Origin of the sequence: Pseudanabaena cinerea FACHB-1277 (genome assembly GCF_014696345.1) — a bacterium.
GTDB classification, from domain to species: domain Bacteria; phylum Cyanobacteriota; class Cyanobacteriia; order Pseudanabaenales; family Pseudanabaenaceae; genus Pseudanabaena; species Pseudanabaena cinerea.
Window position 1 is genome coordinate 1 of record NZ_JACJPY010000024.1, and the last position, 12,243, is coordinate 12,243.

The window sequence follows — 12,243 nt, forward strand, 5'->3', positions numbered from 1 at the left end:
TCCCATTGGTATTCAAGTCCTCTGGCGTGGCTGGTCTAATTTACGCGAACTTTGTCAGGGCTGGCTTCTTGCTCAAATTCATACTTAACGGGAAAAGTAAGGAGGCAATGTGTCCTTAGAAACTTTGCCAACGGCTTCTTATGTCAAACTCACGGTTTCTGAGGCAGCGATCGCTTGAGTATTGGCTTTAGTATGTAGATGGTGCGAAGTTCTACAACGATTTGCACTGAATTACAACCCAGAGCAACTTTTGCAAATTTTGATCCGCAGAGGGTTTAAATATTTCTCTGTAAGCCTCAAAGCCTCAATAGGCTGTATCCACATACTTTTTACTAACTATGAAACTCGCATTCATTATTGATCCCATCGCCAAGCTTGATCCTGCCCATGATACTAGTGTGGCGCTCATGGAAGCTGCCTGTCGTAAGGGTTATGCAGTATTTATCACAAACATGAATAGCTTGAGTATCAAGGATGGCAAGGCATGGGCTTGGTTGCAGCCAACAGAGATCTTGCCGATGCCACTTGTGGATGGTAAATGGCAAGTGCCACAGCCTTGGTATCAAGTTGGGGCAGGTGAGTTTCAGCCTTTAGAATTTATGCAATTTGTGTGGATGCGTCCTGATCCCCCCGTCACCACTGAATATCTCTATGCCACTTATATTCTTGATTATATTGATCCTGTCAAGACGCGGGTAATCAATTCCCCGCAAGGCATCCGCGCTGCTAATGAGAAAATGTACGCACTGCAATTTACTAAGGCAATTCCCCAAACGATCGTGTCTGCCGATAAGGGCGTAATTCAAGAATTTTTGGCACAGCAGGGCAGGGCGGTGATGAAACCCCTCGGCGGCAAGGGTGGGGAAGGCATCCTCTTTTTAGAAACAGGCGATCGCAACCTTAACTCACTGATCGAAATCAGCACGAACATTGGCAAAACCCCTGTAATGGTGCAGGAATATCTGCCTGCTGCCCAACAGGGTGACAAGCGCATCATTCTTCTTGATGGCGAACCCATAGGCGCAGTGAATCGTGTGCCAAAATCGGGAGAGTTTCGCGGCAATATGGCGGCAGGTGGCAGTGCAGCCCAAGTTGACATTACCGAGCGCGAGTTGGAAATTTGTCAACAGCTTGCCCCTACCCTCAAACGGGATGGTTTGATATTTGTAGGGATCGATGTGATTGGCGGCTATCTCACCGAAGTCAATGTTACTAGTCCCACGGGGGTACGTGAGATCGATCGCCTTGATCGGGTTTCCTTGGGCGATCGGGTAATGGATTGGTTGATGTCAAAACTTAGCGATCCCAAAGCTTAAGAAACTTGGAATATGTGCGCTATATCACCGTCAGCCATGAGACGATCCCCTACTCTGGGATCATTAATTGGCAAGCTTAGCGGCTCTGCAAAGGTTATAAAAGGTTATATATAATGTTTAAAAAATTGTTGGTGCAATCACAAGAAATCAATGCTCAAAGTTTAGAAAAACTAGAAAACCAATTTCAGCAGATAATTTGTGGATACCACAATTCAAGTGATGTTGTGCAGATCGTGCGTATATCTAAGCCTAGTAAAGCATTTATTGAGCGATCGCTCATGCCCAATCAATATCTTGAGTTTGTCGCCGCAGCAAACGACTTACTAGAAATCTACGAGTGTTCGGCATTTAGTCTGATTTTTACCGACACAATTCCATGCTCCCAGCTAGTCGCCGATGATGCCGAGCTTCATATTAACTTACCGAAGATTAATGCCATTGCCGCTCTGAGATAAATATAGCGCTGGGTAATAACTATGAAAAGGGGATGATCACACTCATTACGATCATCCCCTTTTTTTTTGATTGTGGATCGGGATCATCCCAAAAAAACTACAATAGAGAGAACATAGTAGCTGTAGCCAGTCTTATTAGGACACAAATCTAGAAGATGCGTGGCGGCGCAAAGTGCCGCTAATTGCTTCTTGCTTTTTGACTTGTCCTCACCTAAGTGACTACAGCCACATTACAAAATCAGCATAAATTAAGACTGTGGCGAATAAAGTGACGAATAAAGTGACATATAAAGTTGGACTCCTTGGCTTGGGTACAGTTGGCGCAGGGGTTGTCAAAATTTTGCAAAACCCCAAAGGTCGGCATCCTCTGTTACCTGATCTGCAAATTACCCATGTCGGGGTACGATCGCTGACTAAAGCCAGAGATGTGGCGATCTCCTCTGATATAGTCACGGACGATTTGGACTCAATTGTTAATGATCCTGAAATTGATATTATCGTTGAAGTGATCGGTGGGATCGAACCAGCCAAAAGTTTAATTTTAAAGGCGATCGCCAATGGTAAGCACATCGTTACCGCCAACAAAGCCGTAATTGCCAGATATGGCAATGAAATCTTTACCGCAGCAAAACAAAAAGGCGTATATGTAATGTTAGAAGCTGCCGCTTGTGGTGGTATTCCTGTAATTCAGGCACTCAAGCAAAGCTTGGGGGGCAATCGCATCAGTGAGTTGACGGGGATTGTCAATGGCACAACCAACTATATTTTAAGTCGGATGTATTTTGAAGGCGCTGATTTTGAGGCAACCCTCGCCGAAGCACAAAAGCTAGGCTATGCTGAAGCCGACCCAACGGCAGATGTCGATGGCTATGATGCGGCGGACAAAATGGCAATCTTGGCGAGTTTAGCCTTTGGCGATCGCGTCAAACTAGAAGATATCTATCGAGAAGGAATTCGTGCCATCACCAGTGCTGATATTGGCTATGCCAAGGAGCTAGGATTTACGATTAAGCTCTTGGGGATCGCCAAAAGAGATGTAACTCAAGAAGATAGCCCACTGGAAATTCGTGTCCATCCCACGATGATCCCACTGCAACATCCCCTAGCCAATATTCATGGGGTAACAAATGCGGTTCGCATTGAAGGCGATCCCATCGGAGAAGTGGTATTTTCAGGGCCTGGGGCTGGCTCAGGAGCAACAGCTAGTGCGGTTGTTGCCGATATCATCAATATTGTGGCAGCTTTGAAAGCTATCCCCAATAACATTAATCAGTTGATGGGCTGCTCCCATGAGCATTATGCCGAAATTGCGCCCATTGCCAATACCGTAACCCAGTTTTACGCGAGGCTAGTCACCCACGATCAGCCAGGGGTAATTGGCGATCTTGGCAATGCTTTTGGTAAACACCAAGTTAGTTTAAAGGCAATTTTGCAAAAAAACACGATTCACGATGGCTTAGCCGAAATTGTGGTGGTAACGCAACAGGTCAGCGAGTTGAATTTTCAACAGGCGATCGCCGCTATTCGCGATTTACCAACTTTGCATAGCATTCCCACCATATTACGAGTGTTATAAATGGCTAAAAGCGTTGCTTCATGAGGCTTTTACCTTTGGATTAAAAACATAAAGACATAGAACGACATAGGAAGATGATGGCGGACATTGCTGACTGGAGTGATTTAGAAACACAATTGCAAGAGGTAAAAGAACTATTGCATAGCGTTGAGCAACGTTTGCAACAAGTGAGTCAAGGGGCGATCGCCAAACAAGATTTATTGCAACAACAGGAACAGTTAAAGGCAGAACTGCAAGATTTGCAAACCAGTAGCGATGCTCATAACCTAGCTCAAAATCAATCTAGTCAGCCAACCCATCAACAATCAAAAATCCGCCGTAAACCTAATTCTAAACATGTCCCAAACTCTGCTCCGCTACCCCCCCGTATAGACGAAATTCATCGGCAGTTATTAGAAATTCGCGATCGCCTCGAACAGATAGAGGCAGAAATCGAGAGTCGCTTATTGTCTTGGAGTAGTTTTAGTGAACCCTTCTGGCAAGTTGTCCGTTTCACAGGCTTGGGCATAGTTATCGGCATAATTTTACGCAGTTGCGCTGTCAGCTAGTTGATCAACAGACCGCAAAGATTCAGAAGCCAATGGTTAAAATACATTTGTTACCAACTTTGTAAACATCAAATCTAGAGAATGAGTCTCGGTACTTAGTGCCGTCACGCATCCTCTGAATAATGAAAAATAATGCAAAGCGCTGCTAAAAAACTACGCATATCCTTAATTAGGAAAAAAATATGGAAAACTTTAACTTTTATAATCCTGTCAAAATCCTATTTGGCAAAGGACAAATTGCCAATATTGCCTCAGAAATTCCTGCGAATGCCAAAATCTTAATTACCTATGGTGGCGGCAGCATCAAAAAAAACGGCGTGTATGAGCAAGTAATTGCTGCACTCGCAGGAAAGACGTTTCTTGAATTTGGCGGCATCGAAGCGAATCCTCATTTGGAGACATTGCTTAAAGCAGTCGAGCTAATTCGGAAGGAAGGGATCGACTTTATCTTAGCGGTGGGCGGTGGCTCTGTCGTTGATGGCACGAAATTTATTGCCGCAGCAGTTCCCTTTGAAGGCGATCCTTGGAATATCTTGGCGCAACAAGTTCCTGTCAAAGCCGCAATTCCCTTTGGCGCAGTGCTGACCTTGCCTGCGACTGGTTCCGAGATGAATACTAATGCTGTGGTAACGAAGGCGGCAACCCAAGAAAAGCTCTATTTCTCCAGTCCTTTAGTATTTCCTAAGTTTTCGGTACTTGATCCTGAAACAACCTTCTCGTTGCCGCCGCGCCAAGTCAGCAATGGCATTGTCGATGCCTATACCCATGTGATGGAGCAGTATCTCACCTATCCTGTCAATGCGCCATTGCAAGATCGGATGGCGGAGTCAATTTTGTTGACGCTGATTGAGGAGGGACCCAAAACCCTAGCCAATCTCAATGACTATCAAGCAAGGGCAAATGTGATGTGGTGCGCGACTATGGCACTCAATGGTTTGATCGGTGTGGGTGTGCCGCAAGATTGGGCAACTCATATGATTGGGCATGAGTTGACGGCTTTGCATGGCATCGATCATGCTCAAACCTTGGCGATCGTGCTGCCAAATATGCTGACTATTCAACGCGATCGCAAGCGCGAGAAGTTATTGCAATATGCGGAGCGCGTTTGGAACTTAGTCGATGGCGATGCAGATTTAAGAATTGAGCGGGCGATCGCAAAGACCCGTGAGTTTTTTGAGGCTGTGGGTGTTCGCACCAAGCTATCAGATTATGGCGTAGGTCTAGACACAATTGCGCCAATCATTGATCGTTTTGAAAAGCGTGGCTTTACGGCTCTAGGCGAACATCGTGATGTTACGCCTAAGGTGGTTGAGCAAGTTTTAACCCTTTGCGCTTAGGGACTTAGCGGCTTAGCAAGTACCACCGCCAAGTGTTAGCCTCTGTCAATATTGACAGCAATATTGCTGTTTCTTGTCTCGGCTTGCTAAGTCTATTATTTCGCCTCGCTAATTACATCCAAAATTACATCCAAAATTACATCCAAAAAAATTTAACAGCCATATCTAGCTTTTTGCACAGTTATCGGTTAAAGTCTGCGAGTAAATATTTTGTCGGTAAATTGTCAATACTGATTTAGGTATTATTAGCAACTTTTACTGGCAAACTATTGACAAATTCAGAAATCTCAAGTATCTAAACAAGGCAACAATGTTGTCTATTTAGACCCTATGTAGATTATTTTAGATAGATTGCACTCCTCATCTGGTCTAAAACAAGATTTTGGCTTTGTAGGCTTAGTAAGCTGAACCAGCCATGACAAAGCACAGAGGAGTAAACACTAGGAGTTAATTACGATGGGAATTTTTACTAAGCTAAAGGATTTTGTTGGGTTGTCTGAGGGTCAACAAGAGTACGAATATGAGTACGATGAGTCCAACAGCCGCGAGTATCAAGATATTTATCAAGAGGAAAATGGCGCGATCGCTCCAGAGCCAGAAGAGCCAGCCCCCCGCCGTAGCCGTGAACGTCCAGTAGCTCTTAGATCTACGTCAGAAATGGGCAATGTAATTGGTATGCCTGGGGCTGCTAATGGCATTTCTCAGGTGATGGTAATGGAGCCTCGCAGTTTTGAAGAAATGCCCCAAGCAATTCAAGCATTACGCGAACGCAAATCTGTCGTTCTCAACCTCACCATGATGGACCCCGATCAAGCGCAACGTGCTGTTGATTTTGTGGCAGGTGGAACCTATGCCCTAGATGGTCATCAAGAACGTATTGGCGATAGCATCTTCTTATTTGCTCCTTCTTGTGTACAGGTTACATCTCAGTCAACTGTCCTCAATGAAGCGCCTATGCCCCAGCCCCGCGTAGTCCGTCCGACTGCCGCTCCTTCGCCAGCATGGGCTGCTGAAGCACCTGTTAGCCGCTTTGCTCAATAGCTTGTCTAACAATTTATTCAATTAGGAACATAGATACGCTAAATTTTGAAATCTAAACTTGGAATTGTTGGTGGCGGAGTTATGGGCGAGGCAATTTTGTCTTGCTTGATTGCCAATAATATCTACCAACCTAAGGATGTATGCGTCAGTGATCCGATGCTAGAGCGTCGTGAGTTGCTGGCTGCAAAGTATGGAGTGCAGGTAACAGCTAATAATTTAGTAGCTGCTGAAGCGGAGATCATGCTGTTGGCGGTGAAACCTCAATCGCTCAAAGGGTTGGCGCTGAGTCTTACTGATGCTCCAGCCCCTTGTATCGTTTCGATTTTAGCGGGTGTTACCTTGGCACAGCTAGGCGGAATTTTCCCAGACAAAGCGATCGTTAGAGCAATGCCGAATACACCTGCTCAGGTTGGTGCGGGTGTAACGGCGATCGCGCCCAATTCTTTAGTCACCGATATTCAACGCGATCGCGTCCGCGCAATTTTTGCGTCGGTGGGGATGGTGGTGGAGGTGGCTGAATCTTTAATGAATGCAGTTACGGGTTTATCAGGATCGGGTCCTGCCTATGTGGCGCTGATGGTCGAGGCAATGGCGGATGGCGGTGTGGCGGCTGGATTGCCAAGGGCGATCGCTTTACAGCTTGCCACCCAAACGGTTTTAGGCACAGCGCAATTATTGACCACAACTAAATTACATCCCGCCCAATTAAAGGATCAAGTTACTAGCCCTGCGGGAACAACCATCGCAGCGATCGCCCAGTTAGAAAAGGCGGGCTTACGTTCCGCGATGATCGAGGCAGTGCTGACAGCAACTCGTCGGGCTGAAGAATTGGGAAGTTCAAATTAAAAAAATATAGGGAGTTAGTAGTTTTGGATTATCGTCAAGCGGGTGTAGACATCGAAGCAGGTCGCACTTTCGTGGAAAAAATTCGCGATTCCGTCGCCAGAACCTATCGTCTAGGGGTATTAGGCGATCTTGGCGGTTTTGGGGGGTGCTTTGAATTGCCCACAGGTTATCGACAGCCCGTTCTCGTTTCAGGTACAGATGGCGTTGGTACAAAATTAAAAATCGCCCAAATTGCTAACAAACATGACACCATCGGTATTGACCTTGTGGCAATGTGTGTAAATGATGTCTTGACCTCTGGCGCAGAGCCTTTATTTTTTCTAGATTATTTGGCGACAGGCAAACTCGAACCCGATCAACTGGCAGAAGTGGTCAAGGGCATTGCCGATGGTTGCCAAATGGCGGGTTGTGCTTTGTTGGGCGGCGAAACGGCGGAGATGCCAGGGTTTTATGGGGTGGGGGAATATGATGCAGCAGGCTTCTGTGTGGCGATCGCCGAAAAGTCGGAAATGCTCAATGGCACACAGGTCAATATTGGCGATGTAGTTTTAGGATTGGCGAGTTCAGGCATTCATAGCAATGGCTATAGCCTTGTTCGCAAGATTATTGAAACTAGGGGCTATCAATGGGGCGACAAGTTAAATATTTCCCCCGAAACCGCCGATTTGACCCTTGCCGAAGTATTTCTCCGGCCGACTCAACTTTATGTGCAGCCTGTATTGGCGGCGCTCAAGGCTGATTTAGGGATTCATGGTTTAGCGCATATCACGGGCGGCGGACTGCCTGAAAATCTGCCCCGTTGTCTGGGTGCAGGTCAAGCGGTAGAAGTAATGCGCCATAGCTGGCAGATCCCCGCCGTATTCCAATGGTTGCAAGCGCAAGGCGATGTGCCTGAAATGGATATGTTTAATACTTTTAATATGGGGATCGGTATGGCTGTGGTGGTTGATCCCCCAAAAGCGGCGGCGGCGATCGCCTACTTTCAAGGTCAAGGCTTGACGACTGATCGCATTGGTCAGGTAGTTGCGGGTGAGCGATCGCTGATTTTTGTTTAGTACATTTGACAGCGTGACAGAGCCGCGCTCTTAATCTTTTTTGAGTTTGCCCGAAATAATTTGTTTTAGTGCCAAATACATGAAAATAGGGTTGGTGCTAAGGTAGCGGAGCCATAACCGCTTTGGCTCCTGCCCAAGGCGAAACAGCCATGCTAGACCAGCATTCCGCATAAATTCGGGGGCTTGCTTCATGATCCCCGCATAAATCGGGAATACTGCACCTACACCAATTAAAACCGCTTGCAGGCGATCGCGGTATAATGCCATCCATTTTTCCTGCTTAGGACAGCCCAACGCCACAAATACGATCCCTGCACCACTGTCATTAATGGTTTGCACAAGTTCCAGATCCAGATCCTTAGAGATGGGCGCAAAAGGCGGTGCATACATCCCCGCAACCTTAAGATCGGGGAAATCTTGGGCGAGATGTTGGTGTATTTTCGTTAATATTTCTGGCTCTGTTCCCAACAAAAAAATACTAATTTGTGCCGCCGATGCCTTCTGACAGCAGGCTAGAAAAAGCTCCATGCCGCCCACGCGCTTGATGTAATCTAGTCCCATCAGGTTCAACATCCACACTAGGGGCATCCCTTCAGGAACAAGGAGATCGGCATTTTTGAGGATATTGGCAAATTCAGGATCGCGCCAACCTTCCACCAGCATATGCACATTGGCAACACAGACCATTTTGTGATGTCGCCGCTCTGCCCATGAGGTTATTTGCTCAGTTTGTTGATCAAAGGTTGTAATATTTACGGGAATCTCAATTACATCCCTTGTACATAGATCACTTTGAAACATTTGAAAAACCTTAAATTAGTCAGTAAAGGAAAACTATAGACACAGCGAGTCCATTGTGCTTTCAATTTCTTGAGATCGTGCTTAATAGCCAGCGAAAAGCATAGCGCCAATTTAATGAAAATTCAGACAGAGCGGCATCCGTGGCAATCTTTGCTAAGTCGCTATGGGTAAATCCGCGCAGCACAGACAATGGCGCATCGTGACGCACCATCTGCACGGCTGGCAAAATGCGGGTGAGGGCATAGATACCATAGTAAGCAAGGGGATGACGATGGAGGTCATTGATCAAAATCCCTTGACTTGCCACACGCTGCATCGATCGCACAATCTGGACAGCATTGTCATGGGCAAAGTGGTGCAAAAACATGGCGGCGATCGCCAAATCAAACTGATGATCGGCATAGGGTAAAGCCAAGGCATCGACAACTTCTAATTTAATTTTTGTCAGTAATTCGGGGGCTAAGCGCTTTTGCAAGGTCGATTGAGCATAGGCAACAGTGACAGGATTGGCATCGATCGCTGTAATTTCCACATCAATGGGGGGCGATTGTGCTGCTGCCCAACGCACAATATATTCAGGAAAGTCGCCAATGCCTGTACCAATATCGAGAATGCGAATGGTTTGATTGGCATGGGATTTGAGGAATGGGGCGATCGCTGCCATCGTTGTGGCATAGCCACCAAGAAATTGATTGACGGGGCGTAATTGTTCGAGAGCTTCGGTAAGGCGATGATCTTGAATAGAAAAATCATCCATTAGTTCATCTTGATCGGTACGAATTTGGAATGAAGGCATAGGTTTTTAGCACAAAAAGATTTGACAGAAAGAGTTGATAAAAAGAGTTGTTAATTGAGCAATGGCGGCTTTCTTAATTCAATATGGAAAATAAACAACTCTCAATTGATAGACCAGGACCAAAGGCGATCGCTAACCCCCTATGAGATGATGAATTTGATGGATTAGCGAGGGAGCCTAATGGAGAATTACCATCTGCATCGCTGTTAAGAATACCTTTAAGAATACGTTTGAGAATAAATAAAATAGTTGGTGAGCTCATATTGCCATAATCTCGCAAAACCCCATAGGAGTCAGCTACTTGGCGATCACTAAGCTCAAAAACTGCTTGAATTTTATCCACGATGCGCCTTCCCCCTGGGTGAACTGCCCAAAAGTCTAAATCTGATAATTGGAGCTGATGGCGGTTTAACATGGATTCTACATAGTTAGGCAAATGGGCTGCCAAAACATGAGGAATTTGTGCCGACAGATTCATCAAAAAGCCTGTATTACCCACCGTCCAATTCATCAAATCAGGTGTATCTACAATCCATTGACTATCCCCCCCTTGATAAACCAGCTTACCTTGAGCTTCAGTCTGCGCCATCAAGATGGCGGCGGCGGCTCCATCGGCAAAAATTGCATTGATAATTGTATTCTCCAAACTATTAGCGACTTGAAAATGCAGGGTGCATAATTCCACACATACCAACAAGACCTTGGCATTGGCATCGCTCTGACAGATGGCATCGGCAATTCGCAGCCCATTGAATGCGGCATGACAACCCATGAAGCCGAGCATCGTTCTCGCGATCGTAGGTGACAGTCCCAAATGTTTGATCAAATAAAAATCAACCCCAGGCGCGGCGAACCCCGTACAGCTAACCACAATTAAATGGGTGATATGTTCAGGTTGCAGCTTTGCCTCTGCGATCGCCTGCTGTGCTGCTTGGCAAGATAACTTTGGTGCATAGAAATTATATTTTTGATTGCGCTCAAAGGTGCTGGGGGTAGGGGTTAGCGCCCAATTTGGCGGATAGAGTTCAAAACTGGCAAGTTCGCCGCCATAGTCGGGTAGGCAGGTATAGCGATAATCAATGCCAGAATTAGCATAGAGCGCAGGGATACGATTTTTGATAGATCCAGATAGACCCTCGCTTTTGAGCATAAACGCTGCTGCTTGCGACTGAGTAAGGCAATAAGGCGGGTTAGCAGTGGCGATCGCTTCTAAAACTGTGTGCATTAAATTTTGGATAGGATGGGCTGCTGTAGGAGGCGATTTCCCGCCCTAACTTGCGGACGTTTGTAGTGAGGGCTAGGATAGATCGTCTTATTGCCGATTGGCAATGTTTAGAGATTCTGATTCTAGCGTAGGGTCAATTCATGGGTTGACCTTACCTGTGGCTATTTTGCGGAAAAGTCCTAACCTTTATAAGAAATCAAATCCTTAGTGATTGCGGATTAACACCTGCTTTAAGGGCGGCAAGCAAACCGATCGCTTCCCAATAGTTATCAGCTATTAGCCCCTTTAAACCCAACATTTCAGGGGTGACATTGAGGGTGGTTTGATTCTCCTTGACAAAAATATGATGCCCAAGGGATAGGGCATTGAGAGCCAGTAAACCTGCCCCTCCACAGGCACTGTAGGGAGTGACGATCGCGGCAATATCATCGGCGGTGATGTCATCGGGCTTAAATAAATGGCGATCGCGGATAATCTGCGGGGCGCGGCTTAAGCCCACTAAGACGGAGGGCAGAAATGTATAGCCTAGCTCCTCCGCCGCCGCACGGGGAGACACCGTTGGATCGAGGGGTAAGGGTTGCAGCGCTGGGGCATGGGCGCAGGGAATGCCAAATTCACGGACGATCGCATGGCTAATCACGGCTTCTGCCCCTGCAAGAGCATCCACCCCCTTACCTTGGCGATAGTTTTGCAATGCCTCACGATCGCCATCATCGGGAAATCTCGCCACAACGGCGATCGCCTGCACCTGAGCAACCTCAATCAACTTCGCCGCAGCGCGTAACAAACTATCGAGATTGGCGATCGTTCCCCATGCCGCCCCCGAATCCCCCGAACGCAGCTCCACCCCAAGGGGCTGATCGGTAATCAATATATCCGCAATATTTAGACCTAATGTTGCTTGGGCGGCGGCGATCGCCTGACGATGGCGCAATTCCAAATCTGGCTCCATACCGCGATCGAAAATTACCCCAATACGATTAGACCGCATAGGGCGCAATCCCCAATCTCCCCTTGCCATACGATCAAGGGCATAGCCTTCGGTATATAAAATATTGGGCATAGACCAATATAAGCTTGCACCGTTTAAAACATTGGGGTGGGTAATTAGATGGTCTGCGATTGAGGCGATCGTCCTTGCCACAGGCAGCGCATCCCCCGCATAACCACCAATGGCGGCATTGATGCCTGTCGGCACTAGTAACAAGACGTTAAAAGATAGCATAGGGACTTTAAAATTCATGTTC

At 46.6% G+C, this 12,243-nt stretch carries 12 protein-coding genes; 8 read left to right on the forward strand and 4 right to left on the reverse strand.

Annotated elements, in window-relative coordinates; genetic code table 11:
- The first annotated feature begins 338 nt into the window (after positions 1-338).
- The 8 genes from gshB (at position 339) to purM (ending at position 8,174) form a co-directional block, all read left to right on the forward strand.
- Entirely contained in the window at positions 339-1,316 is a 978-nt protein-coding gene (gshB, locus tag H6F44_RS09515; protein WP_190350721.1) for a glutathione synthase, read from the forward strand.
- 113 nt (positions 1,317-1,429) lie between these two features.
- Positions 1,430-1,771, forward strand: coding sequence for a DUF1830 domain-containing protein (locus H6F44_RS09520; protein WP_190350722.1), 342 nt, complete (start codon positions 1,430-1,432; stop codon positions 1,769-1,771).
- 280 nt (positions 1,772-2,051) lie between these two features.
- The gene (locus H6F44_RS09525) at positions 2,052-3,347 is read left to right on the forward strand and encodes a homoserine dehydrogenase (protein ID WP_190350758.1); all 1,296 of its coding nucleotides are present in this window, start codon (positions 2,052-2,054) and stop codon (positions 3,345-3,347) included.
- 77 nt (positions 3,348-3,424) lie between these two features.
- Positions 3,425-3,895, forward strand: a complete 471-nt coding sequence (locus H6F44_RS09530) for a hypothetical protein (RefSeq protein ID WP_190350723.1) — start codon at positions 3,425-3,427, stop codon at positions 3,893-3,895.
- A 182-nt stretch (positions 3,896-4,077) separates the two neighbouring features.
- Complete coding sequence (locus H6F44_RS09535) at positions 4,078-5,232, forward strand: iron-containing alcohol dehydrogenase (RefSeq protein WP_190350724.1); 1,155 nt, start codon at positions 4,078-4,080, stop codon at positions 5,230-5,232.
- Between the two features lie 456 nt (positions 5,233-5,688).
- A complete protein-coding gene (locus tag H6F44_RS09540; RefSeq protein ID WP_190350725.1) occupies positions 5,689-6,273 on the forward strand; it encodes a cell division protein SepF in 585 nt (194 codons plus the stop codon).
- 45 nt (positions 6,274-6,318) lie between these two features.
- The gene (gene proC, locus H6F44_RS09545) at positions 6,319-7,119 is read left to right on the forward strand and encodes a pyrroline-5-carboxylate reductase (RefSeq protein WP_190350726.1); all 801 of its coding nucleotides are present in this window, start codon (positions 6,319-6,321) and stop codon (positions 7,117-7,119) included.
- 23 nt (positions 7,120-7,142) lie between these two features.
- Entirely contained in the window at positions 7,143-8,174 is a 1,032-nt protein-coding gene (gene purM, locus H6F44_RS09550) for a phosphoribosylformylglycinamidine cyclo-ligase (protein WP_190350727.1), read from the forward strand.
- A gap of 30 nt (positions 8,175-8,204) precedes the next feature.
- Here purM and H6F44_RS09555 read toward each other — a convergent pair whose 3' ends face one another.
- From H6F44_RS09555 to H6F44_RS09570, 4 genes are all read right to left on the reverse strand, one after another.
- The gene (locus tag H6F44_RS09555) at positions 8,205-8,975 is read right to left on the reverse strand and encodes a WecB/TagA/CpsF family glycosyltransferase (RefSeq protein WP_190350728.1); all 771 of its coding nucleotides are present in this window, start codon (positions 8,973-8,975) and stop codon (positions 8,205-8,207) included.
- Positions 8,976-9,036: 61 nt separating this feature from the next.
- Positions 9,037-9,771: a methyltransferase domain-containing protein gene (locus H6F44_RS09560; protein ID WP_190350729.1), complete on the reverse strand. Its 735-nt coding sequence runs from the start codon at positions 9,769-9,771 to the stop codon at positions 9,037-9,039.
- A gap of 73 nt (positions 9,772-9,844) precedes the next feature.
- Entirely contained in the window at positions 9,845-10,996 is a 1,152-nt protein-coding gene (locus tag H6F44_RS09565; protein WP_190350730.1) for a type III polyketide synthase, read from the reverse strand.
- A gap of 196 nt (positions 10,997-11,192) precedes the next feature.
- Positions 11,193-12,239 (reverse strand): DUF3326 domain-containing protein, encoded by a 1,047-nt coding sequence (locus tag H6F44_RS09570; RefSeq protein ID WP_242016514.1) that lies wholly within the window; start codon positions 12,237-12,239, stop codon positions 11,193-11,195.
- Positions 12,240-12,243 lie beyond the last annotated feature (4 nt).